At 59.2% G+C, this 16,883-nt stretch carries 11 protein-coding genes and 1 pseudogene; 8 read left to right on the forward strand and 4 right to left on the reverse strand.

The annotated features are described in order from the left end of the window. Positions 1 to 22: 22 nt before the first annotated feature. Together ACA063_RS03400 and gliR are read right to left on the reverse strand one after the other, a co-directional pair. Positions 23 to 2,566, reverse strand: coding sequence for a Tc toxin subunit A (locus ACA063_RS03400; RefSeq protein ID WP_497664794.1), 2,544 nt, complete (start codon positions 2,564 to 2,566; stop codon positions 23 to 25). A gap of 190 nt (positions 2,567 to 2,756) precedes the next feature. Next, entirely contained in the window at positions 2,757 to 3,785 is a 1,029-nt protein-coding gene (gene gliR / locus ACA063_RS03405; RefSeq protein ID WP_497664795.1) for an AraC family transcriptional regulator GliR, read from the reverse strand. Between the two features lie 209 nt (positions 3,786 to 3,994). Here gliR and ACA063_RS03410 point away from each other — a divergent pair, with 209 nt between their 5' ends. The 8 genes from ACA063_RS03410 (at position 3,995) to ACA063_RS03445 (ending at position 14,673) form a co-directional block, all read left to right on the forward strand. Next, positions 3,995 to 5,590 (forward strand): FAD-binding oxidoreductase, encoded by a 1,596-nt coding sequence (locus tag ACA063_RS03410; RefSeq protein WP_497664796.1) that lies wholly within the window; start codon positions 3,995 to 3,997, stop codon positions 5,588 to 5,590. 4 nt (positions 5,591 to 5,594) lie between these two features. Further along, on the forward strand, positions 5,595 to 7,199 hold the full coding sequence (locus ACA063_RS03415) for a glycerol-3-phosphate dehydrogenase/oxidase (protein WP_497664797.1): 1,605 nt from the start codon (positions 5,595 to 5,597) through the stop codon (positions 7,197 to 7,199). A 248-nt stretch (positions 7,200 to 7,447) separates the two neighbouring features. Next, on the forward strand, positions 7,448 to 9,016 hold the full coding sequence (locus ACA063_RS03420; RefSeq protein WP_497664798.1) for an FGGY-family carbohydrate kinase: 1,569 nt from the start codon (positions 7,448 to 7,450) through the stop codon (positions 9,014 to 9,016). 186 nt (positions 9,017 to 9,202) lie between these two features. Next, complete coding sequence (locus tag ACA063_RS03425; protein ID WP_497664799.1) at positions 9,203 to 10,492, forward strand: phospholipase; 1,290 nt, start codon at positions 9,203 to 9,205, stop codon at positions 10,490 to 10,492. A gap of 55 nt (positions 10,493 to 10,547) precedes the next feature. After that, a complete protein-coding gene (locus ACA063_RS03430) occupies positions 10,548 to 12,506 on the forward strand; it encodes a DUF1302 domain-containing protein (protein ID WP_497664800.1) in 1,959 nt (652 codons plus the stop codon). A gap of 39 nt (positions 12,507 to 12,545) precedes the next feature. Beyond that, positions 12,546 to 13,919, forward strand: coding sequence for a DUF1329 domain-containing protein (locus ACA063_RS03435; protein ID WP_497664801.1), 1,374 nt, complete (start codon positions 12,546 to 12,548; stop codon positions 13,917 to 13,919). Positions 13,920 to 14,011: 92 nt separating this feature from the next. Next, positions 14,012 to 14,257: a FitA-like ribbon-helix-helix domain-containing protein gene (locus tag ACA063_RS03440; RefSeq protein WP_497664802.1), complete on the forward strand. Its 246-nt coding sequence runs from the start codon at positions 14,012 to 14,014 to the stop codon at positions 14,255 to 14,257. Next, positions 14,254 to 14,673, forward strand: coding sequence for a type II toxin-antitoxin system VapC family toxin (locus ACA063_RS03445; RefSeq protein WP_497664803.1), 420 nt, complete (start codon positions 14,254 to 14,256; stop codon positions 14,671 to 14,673). The genes ACA063_RS03440 and ACA063_RS03445 overlap by 4 nt, the downstream gene beginning before the upstream one ends. Positions 14,674 to 14,921: 248 nt before the next feature. Here ACA063_RS03445 and ACA063_RS03450 read toward each other — a convergent pair whose 3' ends face one another. Next, the gene (locus ACA063_RS03450; protein WP_497666467.1) at positions 14,922 to 15,785 is read right to left on the reverse strand and encodes a methyl-accepting chemotaxis protein; all 864 of its coding nucleotides are present in this window, start codon (positions 15,783 to 15,785) and stop codon (positions 14,922 to 14,924) included. After that, positions 15,780 to 16,841: pseudogene (locus ACA063_RS03455) on the reverse strand (methyl-accepting chemotaxis protein); the annotation flags it as partial. The pseudogene ACA063_RS03455 and the gene ACA063_RS03450, both read right to left, overlap by 6 nt. Positions 16,842 to 16,883 lie beyond the last annotated feature (42 nt).

The following is a 16,883-nucleotide window of genomic DNA, read 5'->3' on the forward strand; positions in this document are numbered from 1 at the left end:
GAATATTGGGGGAAGAGGCGTGTCAGACATTAGCCGCGATCAGCGCTTCCCCAAGTGTTTTCCAGTCTGCGACAGGTGTTTCGGTACTTAACCGGCCTGCCAGTTTCAGGTGGTTCATCGACAGTCCTGTCTCTTTGCCGCAGTTTTTGCAGCGTATGACCCAATCCACCTCTTCCATCGATCGAGCGCACTGATGCGGCAGTTCCGCGGTCAAGGCGCTCACCTCTTCAGTCGTCCAGTCAAGAAGCTCAGCCAAAGAGGTATTGAGATTATTGATTGCCATAGCGTCCGACCGTCCATTGGCCCGCTCCAGATATTTCAGAAGACGGGTTTCTGCTTGCACATGGTGGCGGGTGCACGTACTGAACCGATCGAGTAAATACAGCGTATGGGGCGTCAGTGTTCCGCTGTTGCCGTGGGCAAGCCACGCAGGGTTATTCAGTAACTTCAGTAATGAGTCATTGCTTATCAGCAGTGCCTGAATTGCTTCGGTCGCGCGCAGTGCTCTTGCGAGCGACGGAGGCTTTTTCCCGGAGACAAATGCAGGGGCAGTCATTTCATCGAAAATCGTGACTTCGCAAGTCTCGGCCAGTTTCATCGCGCACGGGACTTGTTCTTTTGAAAGAGAGGCCACGTCGAGCAGAAATTTTTGTACCAGCTGGACTTTCTTCTCGTCCGTGTCATGCGGACTTTTCTGAACAACTTTAATCTGCTTTTCCAGTGCCGGGTTCAACGCCAGTTCGTCTTGGGTTTTGTCGAGCAGACGACACCATTGCTTTACCGAATAGTTGTTTTTTTTCAGCCAGTCGACAGCCCAATCCAATGCCATCAACACGTCGAAAATGTCGCTTCCAGAATCGCTCTCGGCTTTGATTGCCCCTGTCACCAGCGACTTGCAGAAGGCTTCTCCCCCCATCAATCGAGCCAGTCCTGTGCATTCGGAAGGTGACAAGCCAAACATCTGGGCGATTTGTGCCTGACGGTAAACGGCCGAGGCGCTCGCAAGATCATGTTTGAATGAAGTGAGGTGTTTTTTGCCAAGGCGCACGATAAGTAAAAAATCATCCTGCGTGATACTCGAATCCAGGCCGGCTTTTAGAAAATCCAAAGTCGCTTTGGATTCAGGGGCGTCAATATCAATGTCTCTTCCATTATTTTCGATCAGAGGGTTCGAGGACGGTTTGGTTTTGCTGAATACCTGATCGAACAATGATTCGCGATCGCCGCAGGCGTAAGTTGGCATGTTGTAGTAGAACGAAGCGAACTCCTCGGGCTGGATGCTGTAGCGCCTGTTCAGGTACCGATGCACGCCCAATGCGCGCAGCGTGTTATTTTCCATTCCCGAGGGGAATGCTGGTAGCGACCTATCGACGTTAGTAATTAACGTGTCAAGCTCGGCGAATGAGAACCCTGTCCAGCGGTGCAGTCGGATCATTCGTAGCGCGCGATCCAGACGAGCGGTGGAGAAGTTGAAAAAACGCTGGTCACTCACAGTCACCTCACGCTCCGATAATCCATTGATGTACAAGCGACCATAGGGGTGGCGATCGGACCATAAGTTGTTGATTGAAGCGTTTGGGAAGTGTTTGCCGTCAGCGAATAGCTGTTCAATTTGATCGTCGGTCAGTCCGGTCAAGTCCTTGAAGTAACTGACGTGGTGCAAATGCCTGCTGCGTGTTGAGCCGTAAGCATTCCATACCACGTCATCATCATAGGGAGCGGTGAGCAGCTTTTGTTGTTCCGGGCTCAAACATGACAGTAGTTTTTGAGATTCGATTCGTGCTTTAGCACTTCCTCCGTAGGGTGCATCTGTTCCTGAAAACGGGAGTTTAATGCTGGCGAGATAACTAAATTCACCCAGCCCCGGCTTATCTTCGCCCAGCGCGAGCCGGCATTGGTGATGATGTAAGTCGTAGGGAAGCTCGAGCGGATAGTGCGCGCTGGTCAATACTTCCTGAACGGTCTTTTTTTGCTTTTTTTTATCCAGGTGTTGTTGGATATAAAGCGTCAAGGTGTCATTGACGATGCTCAGCATCGGGCGCTCCCCGAAGGTGCTCTGTTCGTCCAGCATTAACTCCGCAAGATCAGGGCGGCGTTGCGCCAAGGTGATTTTGTCTGAGTGTGTAGATGATTTTTCCAGTTCAAGAGCAAACCGATACAGTTCACGCAGATAGGCGGCGGGCGAATGGTTGGCAGCGATATCGCCCTCAAGGCAAAACTGTTTCCAGTTTTCATTGAACAGCGATTGAAAAGTGATAGGGCCAACCTGTTCGGTATTAGCATCCCGTCGGTTACGTTGACCAGCGCCATCCGACGAAACCTGTTGCTCAGCGTACAAGCGGCTGATCATGTGGGCGCGGGCTACCGCGTTATCATAAATCCGCTGTGCATTGGCGACGTTGTAGGGAGCCAGCGCATTGGAGAACTCATCCTGCGACAAGCTGACGATGTCAAACACCGAGTCAATCTGCAGATGCTGCATAGCCGTTTTGAGATCGGCGTGGGTTCCAGTTTCGCTGAAAATAGAGTCAATGAGTGGGTATAGACGAGGGTCGTTATTGTCCATGTATTGCACATCTCCTGATCGAATGGTTTTTTCGGTCAGAAGAAACGTACAGGAGTTGATAATAATTCGAGGTCGGCCAGCCGGGATTTACGCGTACGAAAAAGCGATGCGTTGTTCGGATAAACAGTCGAACAGGTGTAGGTGTTTTGTAGGAACTGCCGAAGGCTGCGATCTTTCGATCTTGAAGTGTTCAGTCGTTAGCCAACACCCGATGAATCTGCCGAAACTCCCCCGGCGGTATCCCGCGACGGCTTTTGAACGTGCGATGAAACGAGCGCGGTTCGGTAAACCCCAAATACTGGGCAATGTCCTGGATCGGCAAGGTGCTGTTGAGCAGGTAGTGCTCGGCCAGCTCCTGGCGCAAGTCGTCGAGGATCTGCTGGTACGACGTGCCCGCCTGATGCAGCTGGCGTTGCAGCGTACGCACTGACACGGCGAATTGTTCGGCCACCTGTTCTTTGCGTGGCAATCCCTCCTTGAGCAACTGACGCAGGATGCCTTTGACGCGTTGCTCCAGCGATGCATCTTCCAGCGTGGCCATCAAACCCTGCGCATGTTCTTCCAGCGTGCGCAGCAATTGCGCATCGGCCTGGCGCAATGGCAACTGCAAATAGGGCAGCGGCACAATCAACGCCGAGTAGGGCTGCCCGAACAGCACCGGGCAGTCGAAGAATTGCTCGTACTGCGCCAGCGTCGTGTCGTTCGGTTGTGAGTGTTCAAGCCAGACGGCGGCCGGTGACAACTGGGTATCGGCAATCCAGCGCGCATATTGCAGCCAGGAACCGAGGACATTTTCCACCAGGTGCCGACGAATCCGCGGGCGTTGATGGCGGCAGGTCCAGATCAGGTGCACCTGTGCGTCCTGCACCTCGGCGCGACTGACGCCCATGTCCCCCACCAGTTTCTCGAACGGCATGATGCGGCTCATGGCATCGCCCAAGGTCGCGCAGTTCATGGTGATGTAGCCCAGCACGCTCCATGAGTTAGGCAATACAAAACGCGCTGCATTGAGGCCGAACAGCGGGTCATTGGAGTGTTCGCAGAAATAATCGAGCAACCGTTCATGGACCTCGCCCGGCAATCGCAGGCTGTTGTCGCTCAACTGGTGCGACTGCAACCCGGCGGCCGTCAGCGCAGGCTCGATGGCGACGCCCAGTTGCTCGGCGTAGCGCAGGTACTTGAGCAACGGGGGAACTGAAGTGAAGCCGAGGGATTGCATGATCGTGTTCCTTTGATCAAGGCACGCTTGCGCGGATGAATGCCCTGAAAGGTAGTTTGAAACCACAGCTAAAGTAAATGACTTAAACCGGCGCAGGTTTGACTCAATTGGCTACTCGAACTGGCCGGATACGACCGTGACACTTTCGGGCAGCTGACTAGTATGGGGGCCTGAAAGATCACTGATAAGAACGATAAAAGGACACACGCATGCGACGCTGGAACGGCTGGGGAGATGCAACCACGGTGGTCGAACTGCCGGCCCAGGGCGCGGGTTTTCTCGCCGAGCGAGTCGGTGCCGGTCGTGCATTGCCCGATGCAACGCTCGAGGCGGCACTGGCCAGGGTGCCGGTTTCGCGATTGGCGGCGCACGGGCTGTACAGCGTCGAGCCACATGACCGTCTGCTGCATGCCCGAGGCCAGAGCCTGCCGGACTGGCTGGCGTTGCGCGAAGGTGCGCCGGGGGTTTATCCCGACGCCGTGGCGTTCCCTGAAAGCGCCGAACAGGTCCGCCAGTTGCTGACACTCGCCGAGACCCATGACCTGTGCCTGATTCCCTATGGTGGCGGCACATCGGTGGCCGGGCACATCAATCCTCCAAGCTCCACACGGCCGGTGGTAACGGTGTCCCTGGCCCGCATGAATCGCCTGACCGACCTTGATGAACAGAGCTTGCTTGCCACCTTCGGTCCAGGCGCCAGTGGCCCGCAAGTGGAAAGCCAGCTACGCGCCCGTGGTTATACCCTTGGGCATTTCCCACAGTCGTGGGAGTTGTCGACATTAGGCGGTTGGGTCGCCAGCCGTTCCAGTGGCCAGCAGTCGCTGCGCTATGGGCGAATCGAGCAACTGTTTGCCGGTGGCACCCTGGAAACGTTTTCCGGCCCCCTGGAAATCGCCACGTTTCCGGCCTCGGCTGCGGGTCCCGACATGCGCGAAGTGGTGTTGGGCAGTGAAGGTCGCTTCGGGATCATTTCCGAGGTCAAGGTGCGGGTCAGTGCGCTGCCCGCCGATGAGCGTTTCTACGGGGTGTTTTTGCCCGACTGGCCGCAGGCGCTGCGAGCGATCCGGCAGTTGGCCCAGGCACGCGTTCCGCTGTCGATGCTGCGCCTGTCCAATGCCGTGGAGACCGAAACCCAGCTGGCCCTGGCCGGTCACCCTCAGCAAATTGCCTGGCTGGAAAAGTACCTGGCCCTGCGCGGTGCCGCTGCAGGTAAATGCCTGCTGACGTTCGGCGTGACCGGCAACCGGCGGCAAAATGCGCTTTCCCTCACTCAGGCCCGGCAGCATTTGAAAGCCTTCGGCGGGGTGTTCACGGGCACTTTGCTGGGCAAGAAGTGGGCGCAGAACCGTTTTCGTTTCCCGTACCTGCGCGAGAACCTGTGGAACGCAGGCTATGTGGTGGACACACTGGAAACCGCTACCGACTGGAGCAATGTCGACAACCTGCTGAACCGTATCGAAACCAGCCTGCGCGACGCCCTGGCCGCTGAAGGCGAGCGTGTGCATGTGTTCACTCACCTGTCCCATGTCTACGGCGAAGGTTCGAGCATCTACACCACCTACGTGTTTCGCCCTGCGGCGGATTACCCGGCCACGCTGGCACGCTGGCAGGCACTCAAGCAGGCGGCCAGCCAGACGATCGTCGACAACCACGGCACCATCAGTCACCAGCATGGCGTGGGCAAGGACCACGCGCCGTACTTGCTGCGGGAGAAGGGTTTTTTGGCGATGGACACGTTGCAGGCCCTGAGCCGGCACTTCGATCCGGCCGGGCGGTTGAACCCTGGCACGCTGTTGCAGGAGTGACGGCATGAGCCATGACTGGAATGCCGCGTGGCGACAGCGCGTGCTGCCGACACTGGGGGATGAAACCTGGGACCTGATCGTCATCGGCGGTGGCATCAGCGGCGCCGGCATCCTGCGCGAGGCCGCACGCCGTGGCTGGCGTTGCCTGCTGCTGGAACAGCGCGATTTCGCCTGGGGCACTTCCAGTCGTTCTTCAAAAATGGTCCACGGCGGCTTGCGTTATATCGCCAAAGGGCAGTGGCGCCTGACCCGTGACTCGGTCCACGAACGCCAGCGCCTGCTCGACGAAGCGCCAGGGCTGGTGGAGCCCATGAGCTTCATGATGACGCATTACCGTGGCGGCTTTCCGGGGCCACGGGTGATGGGCGGTTTGTTGACCGTCTATGACGCGCTGGCCGGGCGACGTGACCATCGCTTCCACAATGCGCAACAGCTGCGTTATCTGGCGCCGGGTGTGAGGGAAGATGGCCTGTTGGGCGGCACCTGTTTCATCGATGCCCTGACCGATGACGCGCGTTTGGTAATGCGTGTTTTGAGCGAAGCCCGGGCCGATGGCGCCACGGTGCTTAACGGCCTGCGGGTGCAGCAGCTGGTGCGAGAAGCGGGGCGGGTGTGCGGGGTTCAGGTCGAGGATTGCGAAGGCGGCGGATCACTGCAGCTGCGTTGTCGCGCCTTGGCTGTGGCCTCGGGCGCCTGGGCCGAACGTCTGCGCCCCTGCGACGTCCCTCGGCAGTTACGCCCGTTGCGCGGCAGCCATTTGTTGCTGCCGGGCTGGCGCCTGCCGGTGGCTCAGGCGTTTACCTTTTTGCACGACCGTGACCGTCGCCCCGTGTTCGTTTTTCCTTGGGAGGGTGCCACGGTGGTGGGCACCACGGACCTGGACCATCACGAAGACCTGGACCAGAGCGCGAGCATCAGCGCTGAGGAACTCGACTACCTGCTGGCCGCCTGCACACAGCAGTTCCCCCAGGCCGAAGTGGTCGCCACCGATGTGCTGTCGACCTGGTCGGGTGTGCGCCCGGTGGTGGGCAGCGCGGCGGGTGAGCGCCAAGGCAAGCCCTCCAATGAAACCCGCGAGCATGTGCTGTGGCACGAACCCGGTTGTGTGACGCTGGCCGGCGGCAAGTTGACGACCTTTCGCCCGCAGGCCATTGAAGTGCTCAAGGCGTGCGCGTTGATGCTCGAACGTCCTTTCGATGATGACGGCGCACCGGTGTTCGCCGCCGTGCCTGAGCTGATGATTCCGGGGCTCAGTGGCAGCCAGTGGCGTCGCCTGGCGGGGCGTCATGGCCGTGATTTGTCGAGGCTGGCGCAACTCATCGAAGTGCTGGGTCATGACACCGTTGGCGCCACGGACACCTTGTGGGCTGAGCTGGCCTTTGCCTGTGACACAGAAATGATTTTGCACCTGGATGATCTGTTGTTGCGTCGCACCCGCCTCGGTCTTTTGCTGGCCCGAGGTGGCGAAGATTTTATGCCCACCATTCGCCACCTTTGCCAGCCCCGGTTGGGCTGGGACGATGAGCGATGGCATCAGGAAGAGCAGCGCTACCGGGCTTTGTGGCAACGCCATCACGGCTTGCCCGGCAGCCCGTGGTTGGACCAATAGGACCATTGCGCCGGTTGAATCTGTGTCACCTGTAGCAGCTGAGGAGCGAAGCGAGGCTGCGTTCGAGGACATCGTCCTCGCCATCCATAATTTGGCGACTGCTTCGCAGCCGAACGCAGCCTCGCTTCGCGCCTCAGCTGCTACAGGTGCCAGGTGTGTCAGACGAGTCAGGCAAGTGAGTTGCAACAGCACCTGCGCATCAAGCATTTCAGGAATGTGCGTCACCCATGCCCATTGAAGAGAGCTCCATGGATAACCACTCGAACAAGCGTTACCTGCTGGCCATCGACAATGGAACCCAAAGCGTGCGCGCATTGCTGTTCGATCTTCAGGGCAATCTGTTGGGCAAGGGCAAGGTCGAGCTGCAAGCCTATTACTCCACTCAACCCGGCTGGGCTGAACAGGACCCGGATTATTACTGGGCGAAATTGGGGGAGGCGTGCCAGCAGGTGTGGGCGCAAACCGGGATCGATCGCACACAGATTGCCGGCGTATCCCTGACCACCCAGCGCGGCACGCTGATCAACGTCGACGCCGAGGGCAAAGCGTTGCGCCCGGCCATCCTGTGGCTCGACCAGCGTCAGACCGAGGTCGAAGGCGGCATCAAAGGCCCTTGGGGTTGGTTGTTCAAATTGGTCGGCGCCCAAGCCACTGTGGATTATTTCCGCGCCCAGGCCGAGGCTAACTGGATCGCTCGCCACCAGCCTGATGTGTGGGCGGCGACCGACAAATTCCTGCTGCTCTCGGGGTTTCTCACCCATCGATTGTGCGGACGCTTTGTCGATTCGGTGGGCTGCTGCGTGGGCTATCTGCCTTTCGACTTCAAGCGCTTGCGCTGGGCCGCACCCTCCGACTGGAAATGGCAGGCGCTGGCCGTGCGCCCCGAGCAACTGCCCACGCTGCTCAAGCCCGGTGAAACCCTGGGCTACATCAGTGCCGAAGCGAGCCGTCACACCGGTATTCCCGAAGGACTGCCCTTGATTGCTGCCGGTGCCGACAAGGCGTGTGAGGTGTTGGGGGCCGGCGTGGTCGACACCAGCACCGTGTGCCTGTCCTACGGCACCACGGCCACAATCACCAGCACCCGGTCGCGCTATCTGGAAATCGTCCCGCTGATTCCTCCCTACCCGGCGGCGGTGCCCGATCAATACAACTGCGAGGTGATGATCTATCGCGGTTACTGGATGGTCAGCTGGTTCAAGAACGAGTTTGGCCTGCGGGAAATGCAGCAGGCCAAAGAGCAGGGCGTGGAGCCGGAGCAACTGTTCGACGCCCTGGTCAACGCCGTGCCGCCGGGTTCCATGGGCCTGATGCTGCAACCCTATTGGTCGCCGGGCATCCGCGAGCCGGGTGTGGAAGCCAAAGGCGCGATGATCGGCTTCGGCGACGTACATACCCGCGCGCACATTTATCGGGCGATCCTCGAAGGCCTGGCGTATGCCTTGCGTCAGGGCATGGAGAACATCGAGAAGCGCTCGAAAATCCCCGTCAAGTGTTTGCGGATTGCCGGTGGCGGCTCGCAAAGCGATGCGGCCATGCAGCTCACGGCAGACATTTTCGGCCTGCCGGCGGAACGTCCGCATGTCTACGAAGCGTCCGGTCTTGGAGCCGCGATTTGCTGCGCCGTCGGGCTTGGCCTCCACACCGATTTCCCTTCGGCGATAGCCGCAATGACCCGGGTCGGCGCGGTCTTCATGCCTCAGCCCGAAGCGCATCAGACCTACGACCGCCTGTACAAGGACGTGTACTTGCGCATGTACCGCCAGCTCAAACCCTTGTACCAAAGCATCCGTCAGATCACCGGCTATCCCGCCTGAAGCACCTGCCTACCCACATCACCTAAGACTGTGGGCTCAGTCCACAGTTGATCCGTTTACGCACGCGCATTTTTGCGCCTTGAGCGTGGCGCTATTGGAGAGTTTTTTTGGCGAGATTGGACAGTGTCAGGGGTGGGGACGGTTGTTAGGCTCAACCCACTGCACATCCAATAAGAACCAAAAGCGATGAAGCTGACATTTTTCCTGCTACTGCTGTGTGGAACGGCTCCGGCAGCTTGGGGTTGGTCCAATCACACGGTGGGCAGCTACCTGGCCTTGCAAGACCTGCCCGCCTTACGCGAGGCACCCCAGGTGGACGTCGAAACCCTGGAACAGTTTCTCGCTCAGCAATATGGCGCGGTAGCCGAGTTGCTGGAAGAACAGGAGCGCTTCGCCCGTCAGCACTTCGCTCAATACCCGCCACGCCCCGACAGCCTCAAGCTGCCCGCCGTGCCAGGGGACAATCTGCAACAGGCATTCCTCAACGCCATGCGCATCAACCCGCAGATTCATCTGGCCATGGTCATCCAACCGATGCCGGGCAAGGATCTGCCAGAACGCGAACACCTGAAAGCCGAGCAGGTGATGGTCAAGCAGACTCTCTCGCCGTGGAACCTTCAGCGCTTTATTCGCGTGGCGAACGGCGAAAAAGTATCGGCACTGGCGGTGCTGGCCAGCGCCGCCGACGAGCCGGATTACGGTCACGACATCAACCTGTTCAGCGACAACCCCGGTGAGGTCGCCGGGCGGTATGGCTTCGGCCCACAGCCTTTCGGTGATCCGCGTTTTCAATACAGTTCTCAGGCGCCCTTCCACATGGGCTTTTTCCATGAGAGCCCGGTGGTGTACGCCGCCGCCGATTTCCTGCAGCGCAGTTGGCCGGACTGGCGTGCCTATCAGTACATGGGCCTGGCGCGCCTGGCGTTCGCCACGGGTCATCCGTATTGGGGTTATCGCTTTCTCGGGTGGGGCCTGCACCACATTCAGGACCTGACCCAGCCGTATCACGCCAAACCGCTGCCAGGCGTAGAGCTCGCCAGCATGTTGTTGATGGAAGGCAAGGCGCTGGCGGGTTTTGACAGCGACAAACACGCGGCCATCGAGCGCGTCGCCACCCGGCATATGGAAGTGGAAAAGTATCAGTCCGCCTGGCTCCGTCGTTTGCTGCGGGCCGGACAGGCACACCCGATGCTGGAGGCCTACGTCAATCTCACAGAGGACGCCAGTTACCCGCCGTACTCGGTGGATTACCTGCGCGAGGTGGTCAGCGTCCAGTCCGCGGAACAGTCCGCTGCGTTCGATGAGGCCATTGGGCAGTGGCTGGAAACAGCGCCGGTCACCACCGATTTCAGCGCCGGCAACCAGGTTCAGCGCGAAGACTATAACCATCCGGCTCTCAATCAGCAGCTGTTCAAGTTACTCGGGCATTTCGGTGCGCACAGCCGGATTTACGTCAGCGCGGGACTGGTGCCGTAGACGTTGCGGCGTCGCTGTCCAGACAAACAAAAACAAGATCAGGGAAGGGAGAAAGATGATGAGGACTCGACTGCGCCTGTCCGGCGCAGCAATACCCGGCGTGGGCCTGGCAGGACTGCTGCAACTGTGCGCGGTCGAAGGGGTGCAGGCGGTGGAGTTCAGCGTGCTGGACCAGCAGGTCACCGGCTCGTTCGACAGTACCTTGTCTTACGGGCGCTTGTGGCGGGTTCAGGGGCGGGACAAGACCAATGATGACGTCAACACCAACGACGGCAATCGCAACTTCGATACCGGGCTGGTTTCCGAGGTTTACAAGGTCACGTCGGAGCTTGAGGCCAACTATCAGAACTACGGGTTGTTCATGCGCGGCACGGCGTTCTACGACACTCAGTTGATGGACAAGCGCAACGTTTATTACCGCAACAACAACCCTTCGCAGCCGAGCCAGAGTTATCCGCAGGACGACCACTTCACCGACCAGACCCGCGACATCGCCGGTAGCCGGATTGAGATGCTCGACGCCTACCTCTATGGCAACTGGGACGTAGCGTCGATGCCAGTCACGGCGCGGGTCGGGCGCCAGGTGTTCAACTGGGGCGAGGGCATTTTCTACCGCGGCGGAATCAACACCACGAACCCGGTGGACGCCGCCAAGTACCGCTTGCCGGGCGCCGAGGTCAAGGAAGTGCTGATACCGGTGGAGGCGCTCAGCTTCAACATCGGGTTGACCGATTCCCTGACGGTGGAAAGTTTCTATCAGACCAACTGGAAGGAGACCCGTATCGATCCGGTCGGCACGTTCTACTCCCAGACCGACTTGTTCGCCGATGGCGGCAACACCGCTTACAACAACTTCACCGGCACCGCGCTGGACACACCGGTGCCGGGCTTCGGCAATGTGATCGATCTGTACAGCGCGCTGGGCAATAACCCGTTGCTCAATCAGGCCCTGAGCACGACAGGCCTGTACGCCAACGGCGTGACCCCGTCCTTCGGCAATACCCTCAAGGTCGCCTCGGTGGGCAAGGACTACAACGCCCGCAATGACGGCCAGTTCGGCTTTGCCTTCCGCTATATCGCGGAAGCACTCAACAGCACCGAGTTCGGTCTGTACATGGTCAATTACCACGCCAAGGAACCGACCATCTCCGCCGATCTGGGCGGTTATCAGGGGATCGACATGGCCGCCCTGACCAACCTGTTGTCCGGTGTCGCCGGCAGTCAGGCCGGGCAACTCGCCAACGGTCTGGCGACGGCGGATGTGCTGGGCAATATTCAGGCGCATCGTCGCTATGCCGAAGACATTCGCATGTATGGCTTCAGCTTCAACACCACTGTGGGTCAGGCGTCGGTGTTCGGCGAAGTGGCCTATCGGCCGAACCTGCCCATCGGTGTGGCGGCGACCAATGACCTGATCGGCGACCTGGCCAATGGCGCTGCTGCAGCGGCTGGTGGGCAGACCATCAACATTGGCGGGCAGATGGTCACGCTCGACAGCCAGATCAATAACGCGGAGCGGGTCGAGGCGTTCAACACCTCCCTGGGCACCATCTACAACTTCGGCCCAGGCCTGTCGTTCGACTCGATGTTCGGTGTGTTCGAACTGGCGTCCGAGCACCTGCGCGGCAGCAGTCTGCACTACACCGCGTATGACGGCAGCACCCGTTACTACGCGGGCACCGGTAACTATTCCTACGTGTCCGGCGGTGATCGTGGCGATCAGGTCAACCGCGATTCCTACAGCTACACCGCGATGGTCAACGGCACCTGGAACGATGTGTACGCCGGGGTCAACGTCTCGCCCTATGTCGTCTACAAGGACGACTTCAAGGGCAACAGTTATCAGGCGGGCAACACCATCGAGGGGCGCAAGGCTTACACCCTCGGGATCAAGGCCAACTACCAGAACAAGCTGGAAGCCGAGCTGCAGTACACCGAGTTCTACGGCGGTGGCCAGAACAACGGTATTCGTGACCGAGACAACGTCGGCTTCAACCTCAAGTACTTCCTGTAAGTGCTGCGCTCCCACAGGTTTCCATTTCGGAGAACGTTCATGTTTCCTACGTCACGACTGATTAAAACCACACTGTCACTGGTCCTGAGTCTGGCGGCCGGCAGCGCGCTGGCGGCGATTACGCCCCAGGAAGCGCAGCAACTGAAAACCACGCTGACCCCACTGGGCGCCGAACGCGTGGGCAACGCGGCCGGCACCATTCCGGCGTGGGAGGGCGGCATAACCCAGGCACCCAAGGGATATACACCTGGCAAGCACCACCTTGATCCGTATGCGACAGACAAGCCATTGTTCACCATCACCAAGGCCAACCTGGAGCAATACAAAGCCCATCTCAGCGCTGGCCAGATTGCGCTCTTCAACAGTTACCCCGACACGTTCCAGATGCCTGTGTACACGAGCCGCCGCTCTGGCTCGGCGCCACAGTGGCTGTACGACAACACGTTCAAGAATGCTACGTCGGCGAAGCTGCTCGACGGCGGCACCGGTTTTGCCGATGCCTATGGTGGCGTGCCGTTTCCGGTGCCCAAGGATGGGGTTGAAGCACTGTGGAACCACATCACCCGCTATCGCGGCATCTACGTGGTCCGTCGTGCGTCCGAAGCACCGGTGCAGCGCAATGGCAGCTTCGCGTTGGTGACCTCGCAGCAGGAAGCGCTGTTCAACTACTACCGTCCGGGCGGGCAATTTGCGGACCTGAAAAACATCCTCTTTTACTACCTGGCCTTTGTTAAGAGCCCGGCCCGTCTTGCCGGTGGTGCGGCGCTGATCCACGAGACCCTGGATCAGCTCAAGGACCCGCGTCAGGCCTGGATCTACGATGCCGGCCAACGCCGCGTGCGACGTGCGCCGAACCTCGCTTATGACACACCGATCGCCTCGTCCGACGGCCTGCGTACCGCAGACGATACTGACCTGTTTAACGGCTCGCCGGATCGCTACGACTGGAAGCTCAAGGGCAAGCAAGAGATTTACATTCCCTACAACAGTTACAAGGTCGGCAGCCCTGAAGTGAAATACGCGGAACTGCTGACACCCGGCCATCTCAACCCGAAACACACCCGTTACGAGCTGCATCGTGTCTGGGTGGTTGAGGGCACGCTCAAGCCCGGCTCGCGGCACATTTATTCCAAGCGTGTGCTGTTTCTGGACGAAGACAGTTGGGGTGCCGCATTGGTGGATCAGTATGACGGGCGAGGGGAGTTGTGGCGGGTGTCGATGGCTTACCTGAAAAACTTCTACGACCTGCCGACCACCTGGAGTGCGCTGGACGTGTTCCACGACTTGCAGGCGCGCCGCTACTACGTGCAGAACCTCGATAACGAAGAACCCGCCACCGTGGATTTCGCCCAGCCGATTCCGGAGGACGCGTATTTCATGCCGTCGGCGTTGCGCCAGCGCGGGACTCGATAAAAGAAGACTGGCCGTTCGGGAGATTGCCCGTTATTGGCAAGAGAGGGTGTGCTAGCCTGCAATCAATGATTTCATTGATTGCAGGAGGCATTATGGCCAGCATCACAATTCGCAACCTTGATGAGACGATCAAGGAGCAATTGCGTATCACGGCGGCGCATAACGGACATTCGATGGAAGAAGAGGCTCGCCTGATTCTTGGCCGGGCCTTGGCAACTGCTGATCGTTCCTGTGGACTTGGAAGCCGGATACGCAACAGATTCAGCGCTGTCGGTGGATTGGAGCTCGAGCTGCCAGAGCGGTCAGAGAAAGCTGCTGCGGTGGACTTCTCTGAATGATAGTGCTCGATACCAATGTTCTTTCTGAGTTCATGCGCGTTGAACCTGATGCAAAAGTTCTGGATTGGGTCGATACGCAACCGACGCTGGAACTGGCGATCAGCTCCATCACAGTGGCTGAGATTCTTCACGGCATTGCGCGCCTGCCGTCCGGCAAGCGCAAACTGAAGCTTGAGTCTCATGCGATGGCAATGTTTGAAGAGGACTTTGCTGGAAGGATATTGCCGTTTGATGCTCATGCTGCCGTCGAATACGCGACGCTGGCAGCAGGCGCCGAAGCAAAGGGTCGAACGGCGGCCATGGCTGATGCGCAAATCGCCGCCATTTGCCTGAGTCATGGCGCTTCGATTGCCACGCGTAATGTGCGGGACTTCGAGTTTTCCGGAGTCGAAGTGATCAATCCGTGGGATGCATGAAAAGTATTGCAACCAGATAAAACGCAATCGCGGGCAGCCCGCTTCCACATGTGATTGGTGATCGGACACCATCCCTGTAGGAGCTGCCGCAGGCTGCGATCTTTTGACCTGGCTTTTGTTTGTCCAAAACGAGAATCAAAAGATCGCAGCCTGCGGCAGCTCCTACATGACGTGTTAATCAGCTGGTTTCCGAGACACGATTGACGAACAGTCCCGCCAGCAGAGAATAAAAAATTCCGCGACGAACATCAGACGCGGAAGTGGCTCACCATCTGCTGCAACTGACCACCCAAACGCGCCAGTTCAACGCTCGACTTTGCCGTTTCATCGCTGGCGGCGGCAGTCTGTTCGGAGACGTCGCGCACGTTGACGATGCTGCGGCTGATCTCTTCGGCGACGGCGCTTTGCTGTTCGGCAGCCGCGGCGATCTGCTGGTTCATCGACTGGATGTTCGACACCGTACGGGTGATGTTCTCCAGTGACAGGCCGGCCTTGCGCGTCAGTGCGACGCTGCTGTCGGTCAGGGTGCGGCTGTTGTGCATCACAGTCGACACTTGCTGGGTACCGTTCTGCAAACCGGCAACCAGGCCTTCGATTTCCTCGGTGGATTTCTGTGTGCGCTGGGCCAGGCCCCGAACTTCGTCGGCCACCACGGCAAAACCACGACCGGCTTCACCGGCGCGCGCGGCTTCGATGGCGGCGTTAAGGGCAAGCAGGTTGGTCTGTTCGGCGACGGCCTTGATCACGTCCATGACACTGCCGATCTTGTCGCTCTCTTGCTGCAGCACACTCATCGCTTCGGTGGAGCGCGCCACTTCGGTGGCCAGGCGTTCGATCTGCGCGACGGCTTCGCTGACCACCTTGTCGCCTTCACGCGCTTCGCCGTCAGCAGCCGCTGCCGCCTGGGAGGCCTGTTCGGCATTGCGCGCAACTTCCTGCACCGTTGCGGTCATCTCGTGCATGGCCGTGGCCACCTGATCGGTCTCGATTTTCTGGCTGTTTACACCGGCGCTGGTTTGTTCGGTCACGGCGGACAACTCTTCAGCGGCGCTGGCGATCTGCGTGACGCCATCGCGGATACCGCTGATCAAGTCGCGCAGGGTCACGCCCATCCGTGCGATGCCTTGCTGCAATACACCGAGTTCGTCCCGGCGCGTGACCTTGACGTCCTGGGAGAGGTCGCCGCTGGCGATGCGTTCTACCACGGCCAGGGTGTCCCGCAGCGGACCGGTGATCTGACGGGTGATGAGCACTGCAGCAATGACGCCCACCAGCAACGCCAGCAAGGTGCTGATCAGTTGCAGGGTGCGGGCTTGTGCGCTTTCGATGTCGCGGCGGTCAAGCTGGATCTGATACAGCTGATCGCTCAGGGATACGATGGCGGCGCCCTGGTCGGTCATTTCCTTGCGCGCCTGCACGGCATCGTTGCTGGCATTTTTATACGCCAGCAAAGAGCTGCGGTAGTTACCCAGCGCGGTCTCCAGCTGACGCAAGGCGTCGAGTTGCGTGTCGGCAAAATGCACATTTAGCGATTTCAGGCTGGCAATCGCCGCATCCAGTTGGGTGACGGCTTTTTGTTCGGTCTCGGCATTGGTGGTTGCGGTGTAGCCGCGCACTTCGTAACGAGCCAGCAGGAAAGCTTCCTTGGCGGCAGTGATGGCCAGGAATTGTTCGAAGCGCTGATCGCTGAGCGGCATTTGCTGCACGTGGGTGTAAAGGGTGTTTATCAGCGTGTTGGCGGTTTCAGCGTTCGCGCCCATGGCGTCGCGGGCGCTGTTGCCGGTGCGGTAGGCGCTGCGCATTTTGTTCAGAGACGTCTTATAGGCATCGATCTCGGCGCCTTGCTCCCTGAGCAGCTTGAGGTTCTCCGGGCTCTTGAATTTCGCCAGCAGCGCTTGTTGCTGGGCGGAAAACGCATCGAGTGTGGTTTGTACATTCTGCGCTGCGGTTTCGTCGCCGTTGGTCAGCATGTACTGAAGGCGAACTACACGCAGTTTGGTCAGGCCGGCGTTGAGCTGGGTGATATCGCTCATCCAGTTGCTGCGGTCAATCAGCCCGCCAAGGCTGGTCCAGCCGGTCAGAGCGAGGACGCAGGTCAGCGCCAGGACCAGGCCGAAACCCAGGCCCAGTTTCAGGTTAACGCTGATGTTGCCGAACCAGCTATTCATCAAATTCCTCCAGGAACGTTGTCTGTCTTGATCGTCGGTTGG

Source organism: Pseudomonas sp. LBUM1643, assembly GCF_059716215.1.

Coding starts and splice junctions, on each gene's coding strand:
- ACA063_RS03400 (WP_497664794.1), bottom strand. CDS start 2,566: ATGGACAATAACGACCCTCGTCTATACCCACTCATTGACTCTATTTTC.
- gliR (WP_497664795.1), bottom strand. CDS start 3,785: ATGCAATCCCTCGGCTTCACTTCAGTTCCCCCGTTGCTCAAGTACCTG.
- ACA063_RS03410 (WP_497664796.1), top strand. CDS start 3,995: ATGCGACGCTGGAACGGCTGGGGAGATGCAACCACGGTGGTCGAACTG.
- ACA063_RS03415 (WP_497664797.1), top strand. CDS start 5,595: ATGAGCCATGACTGGAATGCCGCGTGGCGACAGCGCGTGCTGCCGACA.
- ACA063_RS03420 (WP_497664798.1), top strand. CDS start 7,448: ATGGATAACCACTCGAACAAGCGTTACCTGCTGGCCATCGACAATGGA.
- ACA063_RS03425 (WP_497664799.1), top strand. CDS start 9,203: ATGAAGCTGACATTTTTCCTGCTACTGCTGTGTGGAACGGCTCCGGCA.
- ACA063_RS03430 (WP_497664800.1), top strand. CDS start 10,548: ATGATGAGGACTCGACTGCGCCTGTCCGGCGCAGCAATACCCGGCGTG.
- ACA063_RS03435 (WP_497664801.1), top strand. CDS start 12,546: ATGTTTCCTACGTCACGACTGATTAAAACCACACTGTCACTGGTCCTG.
- ACA063_RS03440 (WP_497664802.1), top strand. CDS start 14,012: ATGGCCAGCATCACAATTCGCAACCTTGATGAGACGATCAAGGAGCAA.
- ACA063_RS03445 (WP_497664803.1), top strand. CDS start 14,254: ATGATAGTGCTCGATACCAATGTTCTTTCTGAGTTCATGCGCGTTGAA.
- ACA063_RS03450 (WP_497666467.1), bottom strand. CDS start 15,785: ATGGGCGTGACCCTGCGCGACTTGATCAGCGGTATCCGCGATGGCGTC.